The organism is Nocardia alba NBRC 108234 (genome assembly GCF_001612665.1).
Taxonomy (GTDB): domain Bacteria; phylum Actinomycetota; class Actinomycetes; order Mycobacteriales; family Mycobacteriaceae; genus Nocardia; species Nocardia alba.
On record NZ_BDAX01000002.1, the window covers coordinates 240,269 to 264,623 of the forward strand.

The window sequence follows — 24,355 nt, forward strand, 5'->3', positions numbered from 1 at the left end:
AAATGGAGCACCTCATGGACTTGGCCCTATCGACCACCCTGCGCACCAGCTTCGAGGACGCGATCGAGGCCACCCGCACTGCGCTGGCCGAGCAAGGATTCGGCATCCTCACCGAGATCGATATGCGCGCGACGCTGCAAGCCAAACTCGGCCACGAGATGGAGGACTACCACATCCTCGGCGCCTGCAACCCGCCCCTGGCCCACCGCGCGATCGACATCGACCGCCAGATCGGGCTGCTGCTGCCCTGCAACGTCGTGGTCCGCCGCGACCGAACCGACCCCGAGACAATCGTGATCGAAGCGATGAATCCCGAACTCCTGGTCGAGGCCACCGGACAACCTGGCCTCGACCCGATCGCGAACGAGGCCACCACTCGGCTGCGTGCCGCGCTGGCGGCCCTGTAGCCACGACACTTTGCGGCTATCGCCGCGAGTGTCCGCCCAGATCGGTTAGAAAAGGGTGCCGTGCACCTGCAACGCCCGGATATCCGGTCAGACGATCCGGTCGAGCCGGAAGATGCGGAACTCACGGCCGCCCGAGCGCTGGAATTCCATCTCGTATCCCGGCCAGAACTCCACGGTTCGGTCCCACACACGCTTACGCTCGACGCCGGTGATCTCGGTGACCGCTACCGGGAACGCGGAGCTGCCGTCGAAGCGGGCCGACGCCGTACGGGCGGCGCGGAGGTTCGCCGACCAGGCCGGATGCTCCGGCTTACCCCAGTTCGAGCCCACCAGATAGAAGCCGTCGCCGTCGGGTACACACAGCAGCGAGGTGGTGCGCGGCTGTCCGGACTTGCGTCCGACCACCGTGATCTCGATCGACGGGAGACCGGCTAGGTCGAGCACACCCCACCGACCGCCACTCAGTCTGCGGAGCAGCCGCTCGGTCGGCAGTACGACACCGGCACCACGCATCACCCACGGTTGAGACGCGACAACGCGCGCGAAGTCCGGCACGGGATTCCACACCATCCCCGAATCCTGGCTCGAGCAAGTCCGGATCGCCTACTCACGACGGTCCCCTGAGAGGCAACTCACTCGGCGTCGCCGCCGAGCAGAGGTCCTCCCCTGTCTGTGCCGGTGAGTTCGATGTTTGGTTAGGACATGTTGTGTGGTGAGTGAAGGCTGTAGGACCTGAAGGAACTACATAGTTAGATGCGCATATCTACGTAAGATGATATATTTTTCTCGAGGTACGCCGTTCCGCCCCAATTCCGGCGCGCAATCCCCCCGATACCGCACACTGATCTTGCTACCCTCCCCTAGCCGCCAGGAGCACGATGCCCTCCCCCAGTGGCCGACGCCTCGTCGCTACATTCGCTGTGGCTGCCTCGGCCCTCCTCATGACCGGCCCCTCCCCCGCTCTCGCACGACCACCCGCACCAGCTCAGCTGGCGCCACTCGGGCCCGAATTCCTGTGGGGCGTCGCGGCTTCCGGCTTTCAGTCCGAAGGTGACGCGCCGGACAGCAACTGGCGCCGCTATGCCGAATCGGGGAGTACGGCCGACCCCTACCTGAACGCGGTGGACTTCCACGCCAGGTATCGCTCCGACATCGCCCTGGCCGCGACACTCGGGGTGCGCGTGTACCGCGTCGGCATCGAGTGGGCCAGGGTACAACCGCAACCCGGTATCTGGGACGAGTCGGCGCTCGCGTTCTACGACGACGTCGTCGCGGCGATCACCGAGGCCGGAATGCGACCGATGTTGACCCTCGATCACTGGGTGTATCCGGGCTGGGCAGCCGACCGCGGCGGCTGGCGCGATCCGGAGATCGTCGCCAACTGGCTGTCCAATGCTCGCCGCGTCGTCGACCGGTTCGCCGCGGCCGACCCACTGTGGGTGAGCTTCAACGAACCGACGATGTACCTGGTGAACGAACTGCGCCACGGCGGAATCGGCGCCGCCGACGTGCTGACCATGGGCGAACGAATCACGCACGCGCACAACAGCATCTACGACTACATCCACGCCGTGCAGCCCGGCGCCCAGGTGACGAGCAATGTCGCCTACATCCCGACGGTCGAGGATGCGGTCAGCGGAGCGGTGCTCGACCGCATCTCGGCGCGCCTGGACTACATCGGCATCGACTACTACTACGGCTTCTCCCCCACCGAACTGCAGGTCCCCGATTTCGACAAGTTGTGGACGATGCCGCTACAGCCCGAAGGCATCTACTACGCCCTCGACCACTACGCACGGAAGTTTCCCGGCCGCCCGCTCTACATCGTCGAGAACGGCATACCCACCGAGAACGGACGCCCGCGCGCCGACGGCTACACCCGGGCGGATTCGCTGCGCGATACCGTCTACTGGCTTCAGCGCGCCGTCGCCGACGGGATCCCGCTGATGGGCTACAACTACTGGAGCCTCACCGACAACTACGAATGGGGCTCCTACACACCGCGTTTCGGCCTCTACATGGTCGACGTGCTCACCGATCCCACGCTGACCCGCAGACCGACGGACGCGGTCGAGGCCTACCGCGCGATCACCGCGACCGGTGGCGTCGCCCCCGGATACCGGCCGACGCGCCCCGTCGCCGCGTGCTCGCTCGTCGACGGACTCGCCAGTTGCACCGATCCGGTGTCGCTCCCCCGGTAGCGGTCTGAAGCATCAACGGTTGCTCTACACTCGGGCGGGTGTCGAGCACAGCGTCACACCCCGCCGGCGCCGTGAGCGGCAGGCAAGCCCGATGGCAGCCACACAACGACAGCCGCCGGGAGCGGATCGTGCTGGCCGCTGTCGAACTGATCGAACAGGCGCCCGTCGGTGTCGAGGTGCCGATCATCCAGGTCGCCGAGCACGCCGGGCTCGCGAAGTCGGTGGTCTACCGGCAGTTCGCCGGGCGCGACGAGCTCGATCGCCGGATCAGGACCGAGATCGCCGACCGCTTCGTCGCCGATATCGAGGACGCGCTCGATATCGCCGAGGGCTCCATCCACGAAATCCTGGTGCGCACCATCGGCGGGGTCGTGACCTGGATTCAGGATCACCCCCGATTGCACGAGTTCTTGCGAACAGGTCCGTCGGAGGCCGATCCCGACATCGACGCGATGAGCGCGCTGATCACCACCCTCGCGGCGTCGACCAGAGCTCTGGTCACCGGACTGGCCGGCGTAGTCGGCGTGACCGACGAGGCCTCGGCCGACACCATGACTTTCGCCATCGTGTCGATGACCGAGGCCACCGTCACCCGCTGGGCCAACGACCCCGAGCCCGCGCTCACCAGAGATCAACTCATCGAGGAAGTCGCGTCCTACGCCTGGCACGTGGTCGACGGCGTCGCCCGTCGCCACGGCCTGAACCTCGACCCCGACCAGCAACTCACCGAGATCATCACCCAGCTGATCGCCGGCAACTGAAACGCTGCCGAACCCCGCTCACGCGACGCGACGCGCGCTGCGTTCGGGCTCGCTGCGGTAGCGCGACACAGGCCCATCGATACCGCACTTGCGCCACAGCCACTTGGCGGTCGGATTCATCAGACCGAGGTCGTTGGCCAGTTTGCGCATGTCACCGAAGTAACTCGACAGGATCTGCTGGGAGTGCTCGGACTTCCAGAACGCCTGCTCGATGACCTCGCGCGGAATATCGAACTCGCGCTCGAACGAGCGCGGTGGCGCCATGATCTCGCCGACCAGCCAGCGCATCGCGATCGGGAACGCCACCGAGCAGACCCCACGATTGAACTTGCCCATCCGGCTGATGTGCGCGGTGAGGAAGTCTCCGGCAAAGGAGATGTGGCGCGCTTCCTCGGCGATGTGGATCTGCATGGTGCGCAGCACCATCGGCGGCATCGACGCGCCTTCGCGGATCATCGCCTTCTGGTAGTGATCGATCGGCTCCTCACCGCCGAGGATGCCGATGAACAGAATGGTGTGGGCGTAGCCGCCCGCGACGCCGATCAGCGGCGACAGCGCGCGAAACAGCGGCCGCATCCCGGGCACATCGACATCGATGCGGTTGACCAGCTCCTGGAACATCTGGATGTGGTTGCACTCTTCGGTCATCTCGTGCAGGCAGTACCGGAATTCGGGCGAGCCGTTCGGCAGCTTCATGATGTATTGCATCATTCCGCGGATCAGGATGCTCTCGAAGGCGGCGCCGACCTTGACCGAATTGGCCGTACGCCACTTGCCGATCGCGATCTGCCGGTCGAGTGGTTGGTCGCGATACCACTGGGTGGCGCCGAGTGGGTCGACCCGCGGCGAGAGCACCCATCGCACATCGTTCGGGTCAAGGGCGAGCTCGGGCGAATCCCAGTCGATATCGAGGTAGGGATCGAAATGACGATCGACAGATCCCTGTGACAGGGTTGCCAGCGCCTCTCGGTACTCCTCGGTGATAGGTCCGCCGCGGCTCGATTCGGTCAGCGTCATCGGTGCCTCCTCGGTTCACGTCCGGCGCGCGCGCTGTTAGCGCCGTCACACCACTCTCCGAGAATAACTGAGACCGCCAGTCCCACACAACCCTGCCGCAGTAACGTTTTCTGGCGCCTACTCGACCAGCAGCACTACCAATTGGCGGGCCAGGTCGACGTCGCCGGGGCCGCCGAGCCAGATCAGCGGGCGTCGCTGGTCGAGATGGTCGAGCGCTTCGGGCAGAGATACGAAGACACGATCGGCACGCACGACACAGATCTGCGGAACGGACTCGGAAACGGCGGGCCCTCCATCGACATCGAGCGCCAGCGAACCGGTCGATGCGTCACCGGCCACCGCGTCGCGAACCACCGCCTCGCCGGTCTCGACAGACCCCGGGCCGCTGTGCACAACCCGATGCCCGGGCGCACTGGCCCAGCGATCCAGCCACGCCGGACCCGGCTCGACAGCGGCGAGCACGGTCTGCACGCTCATCCCGTACAGGACGTCGGCGACCGCGGCGGGCAGGCCCGCGATGTCGACAGTACGCACCAGCGAACCGTGCTCGCGCAACCGGTCGACGAACCGCTCGATCACCTCGGCTCGCTCGGTCGGATCCACGATCGCGTGCCTGCCCGCGGATCGACGCATGGGCACCCGACGCTCGTCCTCGGGCAGGTCGAGCAGCCCGTCACGGACTCGGCGCAAGATCTCCTCGCGAGAATTCACTCGGGCACTCTCCTTCGTTGGCGACGCCGATGTCGCCGTTCACGCATTCCCTCTCCCCGCATACCGCGAGAACACTTCGTTTTGCTACCGTACCGACCGGTCCACATGATCTGAGCGCGGCACGACGAAGCCGAGCAGGAGCATTAGCTGATCGACGATCAGGTCGAAGATCTCCGCGCGATTGCCGAAGGTGTCGCGGCCGTACATGTCGAACACGTCGAAGTTCACGGCGCCGAACAGTGTGGTCCACGCGGTGAGGGCGGACGCGATCACCGAATCGGGAACGGCCAGACCGAACTGCTCGCGGATCGTCGTGAAGTCGGCTGCCGTTTGCGCGGAGATCACGGGGTCGATTGCGGGACCGGTGAGCAGGCCGCATCGATACGCGTTGTCGATGATGCCGAGCAGAATCGCGATCACTCGCACGCCCGGCGCTATGGTGTCGGCCGCCGGTGCGGCGTAGCCGGGGACCGGCGTGCCGAAGAGCAGTCCGTACCAGGCGGGTTCGGCCACGGCCCAGGCCCGCACCGCCCGCGCGGTGATCCGGAAACGGGTCGCGGGGTCGTCGGGTGCGTCGGTCAGTGCCGCGTCGACCGCGTCGCCCAGCGCGTTGTAGCCGTCGACGACCAGCATCGTCAGCAACTCGTCACGGCTGCTGACATACCGGTACACCGCCGAGGACACCACGCCCAGATCGCGGGCCACCGCGCGCAACGACAACGCCGCTGCCCCCTGCGTCGCCAGATGCTCACGGCCGATCCGTTTGATGTCGGCGATCGTCTGGGCGCGGGCCAACGCACGCGGGCCCGGATGGTCGGAGCTCATCGTCTGATCATCGCCCACCGGCGACGCGGACCGGATCCGGGCGGGTGGCCGTGTCGCTTTCGGTGGCCGTGTCGTCCTCCGCGGCGGCGCGTTCGACCTCGGCGGCGAAGGTCGCGCCGCCGACCGCCCAGGCCATCGCCAGCAATCGGTCGCGGAAGCGGCTCAGATCGACGCCTACCCCTTCACCGCCGTACCCGGTTTCGGCCGCGTCGCGAACCGTGCCGACCACCTCGTCGGCGAGCTCGGCGATGCGCGACTGGATCAGCGTTCGCAAGACCCCGCTGAGCGTGACGTCGATACCGACGTCGTAGAGCACGAGTGCGGCCTTGAGCATGGTGCGGTCCGCGACGAACCACTGTGCGCCGCGTTGTTCCAGGTATCCCGCCGAGGCCAGTTCGGTGAGTACATCGGTGCCGCGCTCGCCCAGCATCGCGACGAGTTCGGCATCGTCGAGGTAGGACGAGCGTTCGATAGCCTGTCCCGCGCGTGGATCGAACAGCGTGCGCCAGTCACCTGCCTGTGGCTCGGTGTCGAATACCTCACGGATGGCATCGAGTCGCAGCCCGCGCGCCTGCATGGCGACGATGTCGCGCAACCGGTCCAGGTGCTCGTCGGTGTAGACGACTTCCTTGCCCGCGCGGCCGGGTCTCGGCAGCACGCCGAGCGAGTGGTAATAGCGGATGGTGCGCGACGCCACGCCGCTGACGTCGGCGAGTTCCGCTCGGGTGTATCGGTCCACGCGACCAGCATAGGTTGAGGTCGGCGCCTACGTTGACAGCTCTGACTGTCGCCGTTAGCGTTACCCGCGTCACTGTCGACACCGATCGAGGAGCTCCCCCATGCCCGAGCGCACCACCGACTTCGACGTTCTGATCGTCGGTTCCGGCTTCGGCGGCAGTGTCACCGCACTGCGGCTGGTGGAGAAGGGCTACCGGGTCGGTGTCATCGAGGCCGGTCGCCGCTTCGCCGATGACGAACTCCCCGAGACCAGCTGGGACCTGCGCAAATTCGTGTGGGCGCCCAAGCTCGGCTGCTATGGCATCCAGCGCATCCACCCGCTGCGCGACGTGCTGATCCTGGGCGGCGCGGGTGTGGGTGGTGGCTCGCTGAACTACGCCAACACCCTCTACGTGCCGCCGGAGCCGTTCTTCCTCGACCCGCAGTGGCGTGAGATCACCGACTGGCGCAGCGAGCTGACCCCCTACTACGAGCAGGCGAAGAAGATGCTCGGGGTGGTGACCAACCCCCATATGACTCCCGCCGACGAGATCTTCAAAGCCGTCGCCGAGGACATGGGCGTGGGCGAGACCTTCGTACAAACCCCGGTCGGCGTGTTCTTCGGTACACCCGGCGAAACCGAGGCCGATCCCTACTTCGGTGGCGTCGGTCCCGAGCGCACCGGCTGTGTGGAATGCGGCGACTGCATGGTCGGGTGCAAGTTCGGGGCCAAGAACACGCTGGTGAAGAACTACCTCTACCTCGCGGAACAGGCAGGCGCTCAGGTCATTCCGATGACCACGGTCTCGGCGCTGCGGCCGCTGCCCGACGGCACCTGGGACGTGGCCACCGAGCGCACCGGCGCCTGGGTGCGCAAAGCGCCCAAGACGCTGACCGCCGCTCACGTCGTGCTCGCGGCCGGAACGCTCGGCACGCAGAAGTTGCTGCACGCGATGCGCGATGAGGGTGCGCTGCCGAACCTGTCGGACAAGCTCGGGCTGCTCACCCGCACGAACTCCGAGTCGATCGTCGGAGCCGCGACCAAGACACTCGGACCCGATCAGGACTTCACCAAGGGTGTCGCGATCACCTCGTCGATCCACCCCACCCCCGACACCCACGTCGAGCCGGTGCGCTACGGCAAGGGTTCGAACTCGATGGGCATGCTGCAAACGCTCATGGTCGACGGCGGTGGGCGGATGCCGCGGTGGCTGCGGTTCCTCGGTCTGGTGCTGTCCAATCCCCTGATCTTCCTGCGTTTCATGAGCGTGAAGAACTGGAGTGAGCGCACGATCATCTCCCTCGTCATGCAGCACCTGGACAACTCGGTCACCACCTACACCAAGCGCGGACTGTTCGGTGGGCGCAAGCTCACCTCCAAACAGGGCCACGGACAACCGAACCCGACCTGGATCCCAGCGGGCAACGATGTGACCCGCAGGGTCGCGGAGAAGATCGGCGGTGTCGCGGGCGGCACCTGGGGTGATGTGTTCAATGTGCCGATGACGGCGCACTTCCTCGGCGGGGCGGCCATCGGCGCCGACGGTGAGCACGGCGTGATCGACGCCTACCACCGCGTGTACGGCTACCCCACGCTCAGCGTCGTCGACGGTGCCGCCGTGTCGGCCAACCTCGGCGTGAACCCGTCGCTCACCATCACCGCCCAAGCCGAGCGCGCGGCCGCCTACTGGCCGAACAAGGGCGAACTCGACACCCGCCCCGAACAAAGCGCCGGCTATGCCAAGATCGCCCCGGTCCGCCCGAACCAGCCGATGGTGCCCGAGGGCGCTCCCGCCGCACTGGTCCTGCCGATCGTCGAGATCCGTACCTCGGAGAAGACCGCGGGCTGACGAACGCTCGGCGAAACGGGATCTCGCCGGAGCTTCGCGGACAGGTTCAGAGTGCGTTGATCCGGGCCAGGGCTTCGAGAGCCAGATCGGCTGCCTGCCACAGCGCCGTGATCTCGGTGCGGATCGTTGGTGCGAGAGCGGGGTCCTGTAGGGCGAGGCCGTTGGTGAAGATCACTGTGTTCGCGCCCAGGTCGGCGGCGATGAGCAGTTGTTCGGTGGCGACCCCCGTGCCGAACAATTGGTCCAATCCCTCACCGACGAAATAGAACCGCCACAGCGGGCCGAGGTCGGCGCCGTAGGCCGCTTTGGTGCGGTCGATGATCACGTCGCCGGCCGCGGCGATAGCGGCCACGATCTTGAAATAGTCCGGGGCGTTCTCCGGCCTGCTGTGCACGGCCGCGGTCGAGTAGGCCAGGTCGACGGTGAGGTGCGCGTTGTAACCGGCCATAGCGGTGCGGGCGCGCGACGCCTCGCAGTCGCGGGCGAGCGAGAAGTAGTGTGCCCAGTGTGGTTCCACGATGCCGCCGGTGAATTCGGCGTGCAGATTGTCGAGAAATCGGCCGAGCAGTTCCGCGCTGATCGCGTGCGCGTACTCGCTGTCCGCGAACGCTGACGGGTCGCGTTGCATCGGCATCACGGCCGCGTATTCGACGCCGTCGAGTCCGATCGAGAACAGCCCACGCAGGTCGCGGTGCTCGACGAGGATCTCGGTGATTCGTTGGTGGCGGGCCACGGCGTCCTCGAGCCGGGCCAGTCCGTCGATGCCGGAGATCGCCGACGTGTCCGACAACCGCACGATCTCGGCGATGTCGGCCTGCGACAGGGTGGACCCGCAGGCGGTGTCGGCAACCGCGCCCGCGGCATGGCCCGCGGGGATGAGCAGCGCCGCGACAGCGGCGATGGCGGCTATTGCAATCGATACGCGCACAACGCCGATTCCACCATCTCTCGGCATGATTCGCCCATCGACGCGCGCATCGACACACCCGTTTGGCGTGTCGGCCTTCAGCGCCACGGCGAGACCGACACTGGCGACGATCCAGATCCATGACCCCGGCTCCGGCGAGCCGGGGTCGATCGGCTCACGCGGTTGTAGGCTCGGCCGCGGTGGTCTCCTCGGCAACAGGAGTCGCCGTCGGCAGCAGCGAGTACGCCAGGCAGACCAGCGCGAAGAACAAGTAGCCCAGTGCCACACCTGGTGCGGCGGCCCACTCGACCGCGTGCGCGTGGATCAGTCCGATCCAGCTCAATCCGGCCCCGATGACCGCCGCCACGCCCGCCGCACGGAAACGTTTGTCGAGAATGAACGTGACGATCGCGCCGAGGACCAGACCGGCCAGCACCGCACCGGACCCGAAAACCTTCAGTCCGTCGTACACCACACCCGCCTGACCGAGCGCGTCCGAACCGACCTTCTGCGCCGACGTTCCCGCCGCGGACAGCGCGTTGTCGATCTGGGTGACCGCCCACTCCGCCAGGTTGGGCAGCAGCGCCGCCACCACCGCCACCGCGTGGATCCGCGGTACCGCCTGGAACGCCTGGGCGCCGATCAGCAGGCCGATGTAGAGCAGGATCGGGACGATCGCCGGGATGGGCAGCAGGGTCGCGAGGATGCCGAAAAGGCCGAGTAGACACATGATTCCGATGGTCAGGCCGCTGGCGAGCGAATAGCCGGTGCGCCCGCCCGCGTCCTTCCACCCGGGGTGGCCGATGTAGACCGCGGGCGGGAAGGGTGAGCCGAAGCCCGCGCCGATCACCGCGCCGAAACCGTCGGCCAGCAGCACACTGCGCAGGTTGTAGTTGTCGCCCGCGGCCGCGGCGCTTTCCACATTGCTCATGGCTTCGGTGAAGTTGTAGATGCCCAGCGGGATGGCGGTGGCGAGCAGCGGAGCGAGGTTGCCCAGTCCGTCGAAGAGCAGGCCGAGGCGCAGATCGGGCAGTCCGAGCGCGATGTCGTGCGCGGCCTGGCTGACATCAGGTGCCGACATGTACCCACCGATCCAGCCGATCGCCGTACCGACCAGCAGCGCGACCAACCCGACCGGGATGTTGCCCGGCAGCTTGATGTCGGTGAAGAAGCCGATCAGGATGATGGCCAGCACCGGCAACCCGATCCAGGCCACCTCCCACATCTGCGCCGCGGGGCGCATGGCGATGAAGGTGATCGAGATTCCGGCCAGGGTGCCCAGCATCGCGGCACGCGGGGTGACCTTGCGGATGTAGGGACCGACGAAGGCTCCGATCATCACGATCACGCCGATCATGAAGGCCCAGGCCAGACCGGCTGCCCAGGCCCGCAACGGATCTCCGGTCGCCAGATAGATCGGCAGCATCACCACGAACACGACGATGAACATGTGCGGAACGCTCGGCCCGTACGGCAGTGCGGTGACATCGTCGCGTCCTTCGCGGCGGGCAAGGCGCCGAGCCAGCACCATGTAGTACAGATTGCCCAGCACGAGCGCGACGCCGAGTGCGGGCAGCACGGTACCGAGTACATCGGTGCTGGGAATCTTCACCACCGCGATGGTGAGGGTGGTCAGGGTGAGGACATTGACCAGGATGTTGAACGCCAGCCCGAAGAAGGCGTTGGTGTCTCCCCTGGTCCACCACGGCAGGGCCAGGGGTGTGGGAGGTTGCGGTGCGGTGGTCGTTTTCGAGGTGTCGACGGACATGGTGGATCCTGTTCGCTAGGCCGTGACGGTGGCGGTGGTGGTGTCGAGGGCGGCGATGACGGCCGCGGAGTCGGCGACCCAGCCGAAGATCGCGCCCTGAGCCGAGATCATCGACAGTCCGACGCGCTGGAATTCGGGGAAATAGGAGCCCACGCAGTCGGCGATCACGAGACATTCGTAGCCGCGATCGTTGGCCTCGCGGACGGTGGTGTGGACACAGACCTCGGTGGTGACGCCGGTGACGAGCAGCGTGGTGATCGACTGCCGGTGCAGTACAGCGGCCAGTTCGGTCGCGTAGAACGCGCCCTTGCCCGGCTTGTCGATGACGATCTCGCCGTCGATCGGCGCCAGTTCGTCGATGATGTCGTGGCCGTATTCGCCGCGGATCAGGATGCGCCCGAATCGCCCCTGGTCACCGATGCGCTGGGAGGGGTTGCCGCGCCGCAGTTTTGACGGCGGGCAATCGGACAGGTCGGGCAGGTGGCCTTCCCTGGTGTGGATCACGGTGATGCCCGCGGCTCTGGCGGCGGCGAGCACACCGGCGAGAGGGTCGATGACGGTGCGCAACAGAGCGACGTCGTTGCCGAGGCTCTCGCCGAAGCCACCGGGGAGCAGGAAGTCTCGCTGCATGTCGATGAGGACCAGCGCGGTTGTCGTGGGATCGAAGGTGAACGGGCTCGGGGTGGCGGGGATTTCGGTCATCGTCGCTCCTGCAGGGTTACCGGGCCGAAGTGATGGGGTAGTGCCGTGCTGCGTGGTTCGTCCAGTAGCCGGGCGGCGGCGGCGAGAACGACGTCGTCGGCGAGTGCCGGGCCGAAGACCATGAGCGAGACCGGTCTGCCGTCGCGGGTGGTGCCGGCGGGGACAGCGATCGCGGTCAGGTCGAGAAGGTTGCCGAAGTGGGTGTAGTGACCGAGCACGGTGTTGGTGGCGATGGGGTCGGCCAGCACCTGCGCGACGGTGAAGGTGGTGCCGATGGTCGGAACGACCACCGCGTCGACCTCGTCCCACATCCGGGCGACCTCGGCGCGCAGTTCCTGCAGCCGCTGTTGCGCGCGGAACACATCCACGGCACTGAATTGCCTTCCGCTGTCCAGGATTTCCCGGATCACGGGCAGGATCGAGTCCGGCCGTTCGGTCAGAAAATCGTCGAATTCGACCAGGCGTTCGGCGACCCATGGACCCTGATAGAGCAGCGCGCCCGCCGCGAGAAACGGTGCGAGTGTCGTGTCCGGGCAGCGGAATCCCTTGCTCGGCAATCTGTCTCGCGCGGCGATGTGTGCCGCGCGCATGGCCTCGTCACCGAAGAACTCGAGCTCCTGCGGGGCCGGTAGGCCGAGACGGATCGGGCCGCCGGGGAAGCGCCCGCCTCTGGCGCGGGTCCACGGATCTTCGTGATCGACCGCCATGATCACCTCGGCGACCAGATCCAGGTCCTCGACGGTGGTCGCCATCAGGGTGAGACAGTCCAGCGACTTGCACGCGGGCACCAGCCCGACAGTGCTGATCAGGCCACGCGACGGTTTCCAGCCGATGATGCCGTTGAGCGCGGCGGGTACGCGGCCCGAACCCGCGGTGTCGGTGGCCACGCAGAACGGCACCTGGCCGAGGGCGACCGCGAGCGCCGATCCAGAACTCGAACCGCCGGAGATGAGATCGCCACCGAAGACGCTGCGCGGCACCGGGTACGGGGTTCGGGTGCCGTTGAGGCCGGTGGCGAACTGGTCGAGATTGGTCTTACCGACGAAGAGCGCGCCCGCATCGAGCAGCCGCTGGACGGCGGGCGCGGTCCGGGTCGCGAGGTAGGCGTAGTCGGGGCAGGCCAGCGTGGTCGGATAGCCGGCGACGTCGATGCTGTCCTTCACCCCGAAGGGAACGCCGTACAGCGGTAGTGTGCGGGCGCCCGGCATTCGTTCGATCGCCGCTGCGGCGGCGAGCAGTTCGTGCCGGGGAACCGGGGTGATCCAGGTGCCGTCGTCGCCGCGCGCGGCGATCGCGTCGGCCACTCGGGCCGCGGTTCTGGTCGGGGAGCCGTTGCCGCCCTGGTGCTGGGCGAGGATTTCCGTGACCGTAGAGCCTGTCATGTTGTCGATTGTCGACAGAAATTGTGACGACGGAGGGATCGGTCTGTATCGGATGTGTTAGCGGATACCGAGTTTCAGGTATGTTTGCTCGCCGTGCGCGCGCAGCGCGGCCTCCGCACGCAGCGGGTCGTTGCTCTCCAGAGCGGCGAGCAGTTCCTGATGTCTGCGCACGCCTTCGCGGCGGGCGCCCACCTCGGTTTCCTCACGCAGATTGCGTGCCATCGCGAGCTGGAGTTTCACGAGGATCTGTTCGTACACCAGGTTCAGTTGCCGATTGCCTGCCAGCGCGACGATTTCGACGTGGAAGCGGCGATGTGCGTCGTCGCGGGCGACCCAGTCCTTACGCAGGTCGGCCGTGGTGAGGTCCCCGAGTGCCGCGCGCACCCGCTCCAACCGCAGGTCCGCGCTCGGGAGCGCGGCGGTCAACGCGCTCTGTTCCAGCGCGCGGCGCACCTCGAACAGTTCGACGATGTCGTGCGCCGACCACACCACGACCCGGTAGCCGCGACGCGGCAGATGCTCGACGAGACCCTGCTCGGCCAGGCGCCGCAGTGCCTCCCGCACCGGCGCCCGGCTGATGCCCAGTCGCGCGCAGAGGGCTTCCTCGCCCACCCGCTCCCCCGGCGCCAACGCGCCGCTGAGCACTGTCGCGCGCACGTGCTCCGCGGTCATCTCCACCAGACTCGCCGGGAGATCGGTCGGATGCGATGCGGCTGCCGTCATGAGTCGAGTCTACGAACAGTCGGCGGTGTGGCGCCGACGCCGCTAGACCAGACGCAGGCTGTCGATCAACTTCTTCGCCTGATCAGCGGTCAGTTCGCCGGTGGTGCCGCGGTCGACGAGGATGGTCAGGACGAGCACGGTGCCTGCGGCGTTGCGGAAGCCGAAGGTGTAGACGGAGTAGGCATTCGCGGTGCAGCCGGGGACCTGCGGGGTCCATGGGCCTGCGGTCTCGACGAATTGGCCGCTGATTCCGCTCTGGGTCTTCAACGACACCGGCGTGCTGACTTTGCCGCCGGTCGGGTCCGAATAACCGCCTGCCGCGGCTATTTTCGCGACGTTCTTGGCGGCGGCGGCCAGATCGGTCCCGGTGGTCGAGGTCACCGCGGCCATGGCGCGATACACCGAACCGGGGCAGTAGTTGGCTCCCTCGGTCGACTGACCGCGACCGTCGATCGCGCCGGTGGCGTTGGAGAACGACATGGTGTCACTCTCGGAGTGGACGGTCCACGTCGACGGCACGTCGTAGGCGACGCGATAGCCGGCGATGAGCACACCCTTCGAGCCCGGCGTGAGCGGTGCGGTACTGGTGCCCGACAGCGGTCCCGCTTTTGTCGTGGTGGTCGATGTGCTCGCCGCGACGGTGGATTCGTCGGAAGAGCTGGCGGCGAACCCGATGGCTACGGCTACCCCGACCACCAGCACGAGAACCACCGCGATCACCGCGATGATGGTGCCCGAGCCGCCGCTGCGCCGTGGTGGCGGCGAATACTGCGGCGGCACGGGCGCATAGCCATAGGGCTGTTGACCATACCCCGCCTGGGGGGCGTACTGACCCGGCCCGAACTGCGCCCCGTAGGGCTGCTGACCGATCCCGGGCTGGGACGGATAGGCCTGCCCACCATCGGGCTGCGCCGCGTACGGGTTGTGCACGGCGCCGGATTGCTGCTTGTACGCCTGCGGCCCGCTCCCGGGCTGGGCCGCGTACGGATCGTGGCCTACTCCGGGTTGTTGCCCGGTCCATGGCTGACCGGGTGCTGTCGGCGGCGCGTACGGTTGCTGTCCGGTCCCCGGCTGTCCCACTCCGGGCTGCTGCCACTGTTGCCCGGTCCCGGGTGGCGACCCGTACGGCTGCTCGCCCGTCCCCGGCGGTGCGAAGGGCTGCCCGAACACGGTGGGCGGCGCCATCGGATGTTGCCCGCTCCCACCATGGTTCGCTCCCGATTGCGGGCCGGGGGCCGACTGCTCGGCCGGGTTGGCGGGCGAGCGCAGGATGGTGGGGTCGGCGGTAGGCTGCGCGGCGGGGTCAGGGGTGGGGCCTGACATTCCGGGCGCCTCCCACCACCGATCACTGTCGTTTGCCACGGTCCGTCCTTCCTCACCATCCGCCTCCGCGACCGTCGAGCGGGCCGCGTCCGGTCGGATCCCCTCCCAGAGTAATGGCGAACCACCCTCGCCGAGAACTCGAATCGGCGCGTTCCTCGGCCGTTCGGTGGCGACTCCGGTCGCGGTCGAACCCGACCGTGTGGTCAGTCGTGTGACCCGCCGGAGGTGATCCGGTCGGCGGCACTCACCGTCGCCACGCCGAGCTGACTCAAGGCGAGAGCCGACAACCGAGTATCGGGGCAGCTCACGACCGCGGCGACTACCGCACCGGAGCGATCGCGGATCGGGGCGGACAGCGTGACGACGGCGTTCTCGGGGCCGAGTTCGTCGGGAAGGTAGTCGATGGTGATCAGTTCGGTGATGACCGACCCCAGTTGGGCGCGCAGGGCGGCCGTGATCGGTGAATCACGCAGGCCCGCCAGTACTTCCAGCATCGGCGTCGAGTCGTCGACCAGCCGTTCGACCGAGTAGCCGCGGGTTCGGATTTCGGCGAGTACGCGGGCGAGGCGGTCGTGGTGGGCCGGGTCGGCGGTGGCGAGCCAGGCCTGCTGGACGGGCTCGGGCGCCCAGGCGACGAATTCGCGACAGACGGGCGGCGCGAGCGGCAGGCGCCTGCCCGGACGGATCCAGCCGGCCGACGGATGCCCGACCACCTCGGTCACGACGATGCTGTTCCCGGCGCGCTCGGCCAGGAACACCGGGACACCGGCCTGTTCGGACAGCTCCCGCAGGTGCGGCACCGCCGTGCGGCGCAGCGGAAACGCTGCCTCGGCGCGCCTGGCCACGGTCAGCAGCCGTAGTCCGATGCCGTAGCAGCCGTCGTTGTCGCGCACGGTCCAGCCCTCGGCGGTGAGCTGGGCGAGGACAGCGTGCGCTGTGGCGCGGGAGAGCCCCGCTTCGCGCACGATCCGAGCCAGCGACAGGCGTTCGGTGGCATGTCGCGACAACAGCTCCAGCACTGCCACCACACGCTGCGTCGGCGGCGACGCGGCACCGGGGAGCTCGGCATCGCCGATCGAATCCGGGGCCACCTCTTGACCGGCGCGTCCGGCCCGGCTTATCGTCGGTGTCACAATATCGAACAATAGCGTCGAATATTCGACATTGCAACCCGTGGGGCGAAATCGCCCAGCGGATTGCGCGAACGAAGTGGGTGAACAGTGCAGGCGGGGTACGAGTTATCGCATCTGGCGGCCTTGGAGGCCGAGTCGGTGCACATCTTCCGGGAGGTCGCGGCCACGCTCGCGCGACCGGCCCTGCTCTTCTCCGGCGGCAAGGACTCCGCCGTGCTGCTGCACCTGGCGCGACGCGCGTTCTGGCCGGCGCCGCTGCCGTTTCCGCTGCTGCACGTGGACACCGGCCACAACTTCGACGAGGTGATCGAGTTCCGCGACCGCACCGCCGAGCGCACCGGGGCACGGCTCGAGATCGCCCGGGTCCAGGACGACATCGACGCGGGTCGCGCCGTGGAACGTCCCGGCGGCACCCGCAACCCCCTCCAGACCACCACCCTGCTGCGCGCGATCGGTGAACACCGGTTCGACGCGGCGTTCGGCGGTGCGCGCCGCGACGAGGAGAAGGCGCGCGCCAAGGAGCGAGTGTTCAGCTTCCGCAACAGTTTCGGCGAATGGGACCCGCGCGCGCAGCGACCCGAGGTGTGGAACCTCTACAACGGACGCCATCAGCCCGGCGAACACATTCGGGTGTTCCCGCTGTCGAACTGGACCGAGCTCGACATCTGGGAGTACATCGACCGCGAGGCCGTCGAGTTGCCGTCGCTGTACTACGCGCACCGGCGACAGGTCATCGAACGCGACGGAATGCTGTTGTCGGCGACCCGATTCATCACACCGGCAGCCGGTGAACGGGTCTTCGAGGCGAGCGTCCGATTCCGCACGGTCGGCGACGCCACCTGCACCGGCTGTGTCGAGAGCACCGCCGACACCGCGGCGAAGGTGATCGCCGAGACCGCCGCCACCCGGCTCACCGAACGCGGCGCCACCCGCGCCGACGACCGGATCTCCGAGACCGGCATGGAAGACCGCAAGCGAGAGGGCTATTTCTGATGCGCCGCAACCTGTTACGACTGGCGACCGCGGGCAGCGTCGACGACGGCAAGTCCACCCTCATCGGCCGGCTGCTCTACGACTCCAAAACCCTGTTCGACGACCAGCTGGCCACCATCGAACGCGTCAGCACCGAACGTGGTGGGACGGGAGCCGATCTCGCGCTGGTCACCGACGGCCTGCGCGCCGAGCGCGAGCAGGGCATCACCATCGACGTCGCCTACCGCTACGTGACGACACCGCGCCGCAAGTTCGTCATCGCCGATACTCCGGGACACGTGCAGTACACCCGCAACATGGTGACCGGCGCGTCCACCGCGGACCTCGCGCTGATCCTGGTCGACGCCCGCACCGGCGTTTCCGAGCAGACCCGCAGGCACGCGTTCCTCGCGACGCTGCTCGGCGTACCGCACCTGGTGGTGTGCGTGAACAAGATGGACCTGGTCGACTGGTCCCAAGAGCGGTTCGAGGAGATCCGCGCCGAATTCGCCGCGTTCGCCGCCAAATTAACGGTGGGCGATCTGAGCTTCGTGCCCATGTCGGCGCTGCTCGGCGACAATGTCGTCGACGGTTCCGAGCACCTGGACTGGTATCCGGGACCGCCGTTGCTGCGCCACCTCGAGGACGTCCACATCGCCTCGGACCGCAACCTCATCGATGCCAGGCTGCCGATCCAGTACGTCATCCGGGCGCAGGAGGGACTCGACCACCGCAGCTACGCGGGCACCATCGCGGGCGGCATCTTCAAGCCCGGCGACGAAGTGGTGGTGCTGCCCGCCGGGCGGACCTCGCAGGTGAAGCAGATCTGGGGTCCGGGCGGAACGAAGGTCGAGGAGGCGTTCACCGGCATGGCGGTCTCGCTGACCCTCGACGACGACATCGATGTCGGACGCGGCGACCTGCTCGCCCGGCCCGGTAACCGTCCGCACATCGGCACCGACCTGGACGCGATGGTGTGCTGGTTCTCCGAGGATTCCCAGTTGCGCGAGGGCGCCGAGTACCTGGTGCGCACCGCCGCACAGACCTCATCCGCCCAGGTCACGACCATCGACTACCGCCTCGATGTGAACACCCTGCACCGGGTCGAGGACGTCACCACGTTGTCGCTCAACGACATCGCGCGCGTCCGGTTGCGCAGCCGTCATCCGCTGCTGTCGGACCCGTACCGGGAGAATCGGCGCACCGGCAGCTTCATCCTCATCGATCCGGTGACCGATCGGACCGTGGCCGCCGGGATGGTGACGGGCCGAGAATCCGGGACCGACTCCGCGCGCGGCGACAGCGCACACGTGGCCCCGGCCGTGGTCTGGCATCGGTCGGCGGTGAGTCGCGCCGAGCGCGGGCACGCGGGCACGACGGTGTGGTTGACCGGCCTGTCCGGATCGGGCAAGTCCAGCTTGGCGGTCGAGCTGGAGCGGCAGTTGGTCGCGGCCGGTCGCCCCGCCTACCTGCTCGACGGTGACAATCTGCGGCACGGTCTCAACGCGGGCCTGGGTTTCTCCCCCGCCGACCGGGACGAGAACGTCCGCCGGGTCGCCGAAGTCGCGGCGCTGTTCGCAGATTCGGGCGCGGTGGCGATCGTGTCGGTGATCAGCCCGTTCGCCGCGCAGCGCGCCGCCGCCCGGACCACCCACGCCGATCGCGACCTGCCGTTCCACGAAGTGTTCGTCGACACCCCGCTCGCGGAGTGCGAGCGCCGCGACGCCAAGGGCCTCTACGCGAAAGCCAGGGCGGGCGAACTGCCCGGCTTCACCGGAATCGGCTCGCCCTACGAGCGACCCGACCATGCTGACCTGGTCATCACTCCCGAGCTCGGTACACCGACCGAGATCGCCGCCCACATCCTCCGAGAGCTAGGAATCGCAGACCGTTGACCCACTCCAGTACCGCCACCGAATCCGGAGCCGGCGCGCCACCGGAACCGCTCACCGCGCCGTTCCTCGCCGCGGTGGCCCAGGCCGAAACACTCATCGCCGGAGCGGAATTCGTCCGCGACGAGCAGGACCTCGCCGAGGGCTACGACTATCTGGCCGCCAGTGTCGCTGCCTGCCTTCGCCTGTCGGGCGCGCACGGCACCTCGCATCCCTACTTCGTGTCCTCGACGGGTCCGTACGCCAAAATGGGCCTGGATAATCCGGACACGCTCTACTACCACGCGACGATCGAGCCGACCGCCGAGTACCTGGTGAGCGGGGTCCGCGGCAGCACCGTCGATCTCAGTTTCCAGGTACTCAAAGGCGACTACACCGCGACCGATGTGCCCGGCGGCGCCGACGCGTTCGATGACCGGCGCATCCCGATCACCGCCGACGGCAGCTTCTCGCTTCGCTTCGGACCCCCGAAAGCCGATGCCGGGCCGGACTACTTCCCACTCGGGGACGGTGCGTCCATGCTCGCCGTGCGCGAGGTCTACAGCGATTGGACCGAGCACAAGGGTTCGATCCGGATCGAGCGCGTCGATACTGTCGGCACCGCACCGGTGGAACCGGATCTCGCCCGTCTGCGCAAACGGTACGGCGCGGCGGCGAAGATGCTGCTCACCCGCGTGCACACCTGGTTCAACTTTCCGAAGTGGTTCTATCTCGATCTGCCGGTGAACACCCTCACCGCGCCCCGGCTCACCCCCGGTGGACTGAGCACCCAGTACTCCTCGGTGGGCCATTTCGATCTGGCCGACGATCAGGCACTGGTGATCACCGTCCCGAAATCCGATGCGCCGTATCAGGGCTTCCAGCTGGGCAGTCTCTGGTACATCTCGCTGGACTACGTCAACCACCAGACCAGCCTCAATCACTCTCAGGCCCAGGTGGATTCGGACGGCCTGATCCGCATGGTGGTGAGCAAGCAGGACCCGGGCATCGCGAACTGGATCGAGACCACCGGCCGCACCCGTGGCATCTTGCAGTTCCGGTGGCAGCGCACCGATCGGCCGATGACCGAGTCCGATGGTCCGACGATCGTGGTCGTACCGATCGACGCTGTCGCACAACACCTTCCGTATTTCGAAGACAACCGAATCGACGCCGCTGGTTGGCGCGATCGGATCGCCGCCCGGCAGCGGGCATTCGCCGAGAGGATGCTGGGATGAGCGGGGCGCTGTTGGACGGCAAGGTCGTCGTCGTTTCCGGGGTCGGACCGGGTCTGGGCCGGTCGATCTGTCTGGAGGCGGCCGCGGCGGGGGCGACGGTCGTGCTCGCCGCGCGTACCGAATCGCGGCTGCTCGAGGTGGCGGCCGAGATCGAGGCCGCGGGCGGCGCCACGCTGAGTGTGCCCACCGACATCACCGATGAGGCGGCGGTCAGCACGCTCGTGGCACGCACCGTCGACACCTTCGGCCGGGTCGACGCACTGGTGAACAACGCGTTCTCGGTGCCGTCGATGAAGCCGCTCGATCGCACCGATTTCGACCACATCCGATCGAGCCTGGATATGACAGTGCTCGGTGGCCTGCGGATGACGCAGGCGTTCGCGCCCGCTCTCGCCGAGGCCAACGGCGCTGTGGTGATGATCAATTCGATGGTCGTGCGACACTCCGAGCCGCGTTACGGCAGCTACAAACTCACCAAGGCCGCACTGCTGGCCATGTCGCAGACCCTGGCTACCGAGCTCGGCGGCAAGGGCGTGCGGGTCAACAGTGTGCTGCCCGGCTACATCTGGACCGATCAGCTGAAGTGGTACTTCGGTCAGGTCGCCGAGAAGTACGGCATCACCGTCGAGCAGGTCTATGAGCAGACCGCGTCGAAATCGGATCTGAAGCGGTTGCCCGAGCCCGAGGAAATCGCCCGCGCGGTGGTGTTCCTCGCCTCCGATTGGTCGTCGGCGATCACCGGTCAGACCCTCGACGTCAACTGCGGCGAATACCACAACTAGGAGCTTGTCGAAATGACTGTGCGCACCGATGTCGGCACCGTGGCCGACCTGCACGCCTCAGCAACCAAACTCACCGGTCTCACCGATTTCGGGGCCGACGACTACACCGAGGCGTTGCAGGTGCTGCTCGACTCGTATCGCGACGAGGCCGGGCTCACCGAACTCGGCTCCAAGATGTCGCGCTTCTTCCTTCGCGGCACGCTGGTCGCCCGTGCGCTGAGTGAAGCGGCCTGGGCGGCGAACCCCGGCTACGCCGAAACACCGGTCACCCGGCCCATTTTCGTCACCGGCCTGCCCCGCACCGGCACCACGGCGCTGCACCGACTGCTGGTCGCCGACCCGGCCAACCAGGGGCTCGAGATGTGGCTGACCGACTTCCCCCAGCCGCGACCACCGCGCGCGGACTGGGATCACAACCCCGCCTACCAGCAGATCGACGCGGGCCTGCGCCAACACCAGGTGCAAAACCCCGAGTTCATGGGCCTGCACTACATGAGCGCCGCCGATGTGGAGGAATGCTGGCAACTGCTGCGTCAGTCGGGCACGTCGCACTCCTTCGAATGTCTGGCCTACGTGCCGGGCTACGCGCGGTGGCTGGCAGGCCAGGACTGGACATCCGCCTACGCGCGCCACCGTCGCAACCTGCAACTGATCGGTATGAACGACACCCGCCGCTGGGTGCTCAAGAATCCCAGCCATCTGTTCTGCCTGGACGCCCTGCTGGCGAACTACCCCGACGCCATCGTCATCCAGACCCATCGCGACCCCGCCACCATCATCCCGTCGGTGTGCAGTCTCAACGAGCACGCCACCCGAGGCTGGTCGACCGTCTTCACCGGCGACACCATCGGGCGCACCCAGCTCGACCTCTGGGCACGCGGCCTGGCGGAGTTCACCGCCGCCCGTACTCGCCACCCCGAGGCCACCTTTATCGACGTCGACTTCGACGACCTGCGCACCGACCCCCTCGGCGTCGTCGACCGGATCTACACCAGCACCGGAACCACCTTCACGCCCGAGGCCCGAACAGCCGTCACCGCACTCGACCAGGAGAGCCGCACGGGCGACCGCAAAGCCACCCACCACTACTCCCTCGCCGACTACGGATTGTCCGAGGAGATGGTCGCCGAACGATTCCAGCGATGACATCTGCCCTGCCCGCGCGATTCGGTCGTGCGGGCAGGTTGTCCGTTCTCACCCCGGGATCCGGAGTTCACTCCCCGGCCTGCGCCGAATCCATGGCCGCGAGCAGGGCCGCGCCCCGGGGTGAGATCCGGTAGCCGGTGCCCAAGCTGACGGTCAGGCCGAGGTTCTTCAGCTTGCGCACGTTGAGTTTGAAGCGGTACGGGTCACGACGGAGTTCCTCGGCCAGGTCCGGCGCCCGAGTCGCGGGCCGCCGCTGGATGATTCGGAGCGTGTCGTGGGTCCACGGGCCCTCGGGATCGGTGCGGTCCAGGCGGGCGAGGCGGGCGGCCAAGGCCTCGATATCGTCGATCCGGGCGTCGGCGGCCAACGCGTCGCGCGGATCCTCCTCGGCGAGATAGCGGATCCGCAGCAGGTAGATCGGGTCCTGTGGGGCGCCTCTGAGGTCGGCGACCACGTCGGCGGGTGCGTCGTATCCCGCGGCACGCGCGTCCTCGACGCTGATCTGCTCGGCGGTGACCGTCGACATCCGGTCGACGGCGATGCGGCCCGCACCGGTGCGGTAGATCTTGCCTTCGGTGGCCTGCCGATGACGCCACCGGCGAAAGAGCACCGTCACCGCCCCGCTGCGGATGCCTGCCCAGCGCTGCTTCTCGATCAGCATGCGAGCGCCGACCGGCCGGGGTGGATCGTGGTCGGTTCGTCCTCGATCATCTCGCCAGGCTATCGCGAGCAGCGCCGGGCAGGGTACCCCGCGCGTCCCGTTCGGAGGGCATCCACCGGTCTCGATACACAGCCGACTCCCAGCCTGGTCCCACCGGGCTCGACGGTTGCGCCGCGAAGATTCAGCTATCGGCCGCGCATTCGAGCCGGCCGACGATCTCGCCGGTGAGATCGACGATCAGGAGGTACGTGGATGAGAATCAAGTCGACAGTGGCCAAGACCGCGGTGGCGGGCACTCTCGCACTCGGAGTGCTGGGCACCACGGCCGCCGTGGCGAGCGCCGACCCCGGTGAGCACGACCAGCAGCGGCCCCAGCAGGGCCAGGAGCATCGGCCGCAGCAACAGCCGCAGCAACAGCAGGAGCACCACCGCGACGAGGCGCCGCAGCACGGTTTCTGGTTCTTCGGCACCTGGGTTCCCCTGCCCTGAACCCAGCGCGGACCCGGCGTTTGCCGGGTCCGCGGTGCTCGGGTGCGAGTTGCGCTGCGGGACTTGACTATCCAGTTCGAGAAACCCATCCGTGGCGAGGTCGGTGACGAATGGATTGCAGGCGGGTCGGCACCGATAACCGGTACCATTCACTCCCCTGAAGCCGACCCGCCTGCTTTCACCGGCACCGAACAGCGTCCGGCCCACCTCGAGTGACCCTGCTCAGAGCCCGTCGGACCGGGCGGTGGCCGCCGGGTTCGTGGCATCGCGGATCACGCGCAGTCCGGTGATCAAGCCGTCGAGTTGCGCGGGGGTCAGCTGACCGGTGAGCCATTGTTCGAGGGCGGCGAGGTAGTCGGGCAGGACCTGCTCGAGGCGACGAATGCCCGCATCGGTCAGTACCGCGTAGGCGCTGCGCCGATCAGCCGGGTCGAGTCGGCGTTCGACCAGTCCCGCCGTGGCCAGTCGGTCGACCAGCCGGGTGACGCCGCTGGTCGAGAGCTCGGTTTGCGTGGCCAGATCCGACATCCGCAGGCGGCAGCCCGGGGAGCGGCTCAGTCTCAGCAGAGCATTGAGGTCCAGGCCCGAGAGCCCGTGCGCCTTCCAGGTCGGCTCGAGTTTGGCGATGAGCCCACTGTGCGCCTCGAAGAGCAGACCGGAGATGGTGAAGCGGGGGTCGTCGAACAGCTCGCGCACGGACATAGCGCCACTCTAGCCAATATTTGCCATGCGGATAGTTGACACGCGGAATATCTGCGGGTATTTCTAT

24 protein-coding genes are annotated in these 24,355 nt (G+C 67.5%); 10 read left to right on the plus strand and 14 right to left on the minus strand.

Annotated features, from left to right (window positions below; genetic code table 11):
- The first annotated feature begins 14 nt into the window (after positions 1–14).
- The gene (locus tag NA12_RS02845) at positions 15–407 is read left to right on the plus strand and encodes a DUF302 domain-containing protein (RefSeq protein WP_067447374.1); all 393 of its coding nucleotides are present in this window, start codon (positions 15–17) and stop codon (positions 405–407) included.
- 87 nt (positions 408–494) lie between these two features.
- Here NA12_RS02845 and NA12_RS02850 read toward each other — a convergent pair whose 3' ends face one another.
- A complete protein-coding gene (locus tag NA12_RS02850; RefSeq protein WP_067445651.1) occupies positions 495–977 on the minus strand; it encodes a nitroreductase family deazaflavin-dependent oxidoreductase in 483 nt (160 codons plus the stop codon).
- A 308-nt stretch (positions 978–1,285) separates the two neighbouring features.
- Here NA12_RS02850 and NA12_RS02855 point away from each other — a divergent pair, with 308 nt between their 5' ends.
- Together NA12_RS02855 and NA12_RS02860 are read left to right on the plus strand one after the other, a co-directional pair.
- Positions 1,286–2,608, plus strand: a complete 1,323-nt coding sequence (locus NA12_RS02855; protein WP_067445654.1) for a family 1 glycosylhydrolase — start codon at positions 1,286–1,288, stop codon at positions 2,606–2,608.
- A 38-nt stretch (positions 2,609–2,646) separates the two neighbouring features.
- The gene (locus tag NA12_RS02860) at positions 2,647–3,369 is read left to right on the plus strand and encodes a TetR/AcrR family transcriptional regulator (RefSeq protein WP_067445656.1); all 723 of its coding nucleotides are present in this window, start codon (positions 2,647–2,649) and stop codon (positions 3,367–3,369) included.
- 18 nt (positions 3,370–3,387) lie between these two features.
- Here the strand turns inward: NA12_RS02860 and NA12_RS02865 are convergent, their stop codons facing one another.
- The 4 genes from NA12_RS02865 to NA12_RS02880 all read right to left on the minus strand — a co-directional run bounded on the left by NA12_RS02865 (position 3,388) and on the right by NA12_RS02880 (position 6,661).
- Entirely contained in the window at positions 3,388–4,386 is a 999-nt protein-coding gene (locus NA12_RS02865) for an AurF N-oxygenase family protein (protein ID WP_067445659.1), read from the minus strand.
- A gap of 117 nt (positions 4,387–4,503) precedes the next feature.
- Positions 4,504–5,097, minus strand: a complete 594-nt coding sequence (locus NA12_RS02870; RefSeq protein WP_067445661.1) for a hypothetical protein — start codon at positions 5,095–5,097, stop codon at positions 4,504–4,506.
- An 84-nt stretch (positions 5,098–5,181) separates the two neighbouring features.
- Positions 5,182–5,922 carry a TetR/AcrR family transcriptional regulator gene (locus tag NA12_RS02875; RefSeq protein ID WP_067447376.1) on the minus strand — a complete coding sequence of 247 codons (741 nt, stop codon included), beginning with the start codon at positions 5,920–5,922 and terminating at the stop codon, positions 5,182–5,184.
- 7 nt (positions 5,923–5,929) lie between these two features.
- On the minus strand, positions 5,930–6,661 hold the full coding sequence (locus NA12_RS02880) for a MerR family transcriptional regulator (RefSeq protein WP_067445663.1): 732 nt from the start codon (positions 6,659–6,661) through the stop codon (positions 5,930–5,932).
- A 100-nt stretch (positions 6,662–6,761) separates the two neighbouring features.
- Here NA12_RS02880 and NA12_RS02885 point away from each other — a divergent pair, with 100 nt between their 5' ends.
- On the plus strand, positions 6,762–8,489 hold the full coding sequence (locus NA12_RS02885) for a GMC oxidoreductase (protein WP_067445666.1): 1,728 nt from the start codon (positions 6,762–6,764) through the stop codon (positions 8,487–8,489).
- Between the two features lie 46 nt (positions 8,490–8,535).
- Here the strand turns inward: NA12_RS02885 and NA12_RS02890 are convergent, their stop codons facing one another.
- From NA12_RS02890 to NA12_RS02925, 7 genes are all read right to left on the minus strand, one after another.
- On the minus strand, positions 8,536–9,417 hold the full coding sequence (locus NA12_RS02890) for a DUF5995 family protein (protein ID WP_132369846.1): 882 nt from the start codon (positions 9,415–9,417) through the stop codon (positions 8,536–8,538).
- Positions 9,418–9,571: 154 nt separating this feature from the next.
- Positions 9,572–11,164: a permease family protein gene (locus tag NA12_RS02895; RefSeq protein WP_067445670.1), complete on the minus strand. Its 1,593-nt coding sequence runs from the start codon at positions 11,162–11,164 to the stop codon at positions 9,572–9,574.
- Positions 11,165–11,179: 15 nt separating this feature from the next.
- A complete protein-coding gene (locus tag NA12_RS02900; protein ID WP_067445672.1) occupies positions 11,180–11,866 on the minus strand; it encodes a cysteine hydrolase family protein in 687 nt (228 codons plus the stop codon).
- Positions 11,863–13,248: an allophanate hydrolase gene (locus NA12_RS02905; RefSeq protein WP_067445674.1), complete on the minus strand. Its 1,386-nt coding sequence runs from the start codon at positions 13,246–13,248 to the stop codon at positions 11,863–11,865. The genes NA12_RS02900 and NA12_RS02905 overlap by 4 nt, the downstream gene beginning before the upstream one ends.
- Before the next feature lie 57 nt (positions 13,249–13,305).
- Positions 13,306–13,971, minus strand: coding sequence for a GntR family transcriptional regulator (locus NA12_RS02910; protein WP_067445676.1), 666 nt, complete (start codon positions 13,969–13,971; stop codon positions 13,306–13,308).
- 42 nt (positions 13,972–14,013) lie between these two features.
- Positions 14,014–15,333, minus strand: coding sequence for a DUF8017 domain-containing protein (locus tag NA12_RS33485; protein ID WP_132369847.1), 1,320 nt, complete (start codon positions 15,331–15,333; stop codon positions 14,014–14,016).
- Positions 15,334–15,497: 164 nt separating this feature from the next.
- Positions 15,498–16,427 (minus strand): IclR family transcriptional regulator, encoded by a 930-nt coding sequence (locus tag NA12_RS02925; protein ID WP_243654889.1) that lies wholly within the window; start codon positions 16,425–16,427, stop codon positions 15,498–15,500.
- An 87-nt stretch (positions 16,428–16,514) separates the two neighbouring features.
- On the opposite strand from NA12_RS02925, the gene cysD reads away from it, so the two are divergent.
- The 5 genes from cysD to NA12_RS02950 are packed head-to-tail and all read left to right on the plus strand — an operon-like array spanning position 16,515 to position 22,436.
- On the plus strand, positions 16,515–17,420 hold the full coding sequence (gene cysD / locus NA12_RS02930; RefSeq protein WP_067445682.1) for a sulfate adenylyltransferase subunit CysD: 906 nt from the start codon (positions 16,515–16,517) through the stop codon (positions 17,418–17,420).
- The gene (gene cysC, locus NA12_RS02935) at positions 17,420–19,294 is read left to right on the plus strand and encodes an adenylyl-sulfate kinase (RefSeq protein WP_067445686.1); all 1,875 of its coding nucleotides are present in this window, start codon (positions 17,420–17,422) and stop codon (positions 19,292–19,294) included. Before cysD ends, cysC begins: the two co-directional genes overlap by 1 nt.
- Positions 19,291–20,508 (plus strand): hypothetical protein, encoded by a 1,218-nt coding sequence (locus NA12_RS02940; RefSeq protein ID WP_067445689.1) that lies wholly within the window; start codon positions 19,291–19,293, stop codon positions 20,506–20,508. The genes cysC and NA12_RS02940 overlap by 4 nt, the downstream gene beginning before the upstream one ends.
- Entirely contained in the window at positions 20,505–21,290 is a 786-nt protein-coding gene (locus tag NA12_RS02945; protein ID WP_067445692.1) for an SDR family oxidoreductase, read from the plus strand. The genes NA12_RS02940 and NA12_RS02945 overlap by 4 nt, the downstream gene beginning before the upstream one ends.
- Before the next feature lie 12 nt (positions 21,291–21,302).
- Positions 21,303–22,436, plus strand: a complete 1,134-nt coding sequence (locus NA12_RS02950; RefSeq protein ID WP_067445694.1) for a sulfotransferase family protein — start codon at positions 21,303–21,305, stop codon at positions 22,434–22,436.
- 67 nt (positions 22,437–22,503) lie between these two features.
- On the opposite strand, the gene NA12_RS02955 is transcribed toward NA12_RS02950, so the two are convergent.
- The gene (locus NA12_RS02955; RefSeq protein WP_067445696.1) at positions 22,504–23,097 is read right to left on the minus strand and encodes a hypothetical protein; all 594 of its coding nucleotides are present in this window, start codon (positions 23,095–23,097) and stop codon (positions 22,504–22,506) included.
- Positions 23,098–23,349: 252 nt separating this feature from the next.
- Here NA12_RS02955 and NA12_RS02960 point away from each other — a divergent pair, with 252 nt between their 5' ends.
- Positions 23,350–23,586 (plus strand): hypothetical protein, encoded by a 237-nt coding sequence (locus tag NA12_RS02960; RefSeq protein ID WP_084472309.1) that lies wholly within the window; start codon positions 23,350–23,352, stop codon positions 23,584–23,586.
- 222 nt (positions 23,587–23,808) lie between these two features.
- Here NA12_RS02960 and NA12_RS02965 read toward each other — a convergent pair whose 3' ends face one another.
- Positions 23,809–24,288 carry a MarR family winged helix-turn-helix transcriptional regulator gene (locus NA12_RS02965; protein WP_067445699.1) on the minus strand — a complete coding sequence of 160 codons (480 nt, stop codon included), beginning with the start codon at positions 24,286–24,288 and terminating at the stop codon, positions 23,809–23,811.
- Between the last annotated feature and the right edge of the window lie 67 nt (positions 24,289–24,355).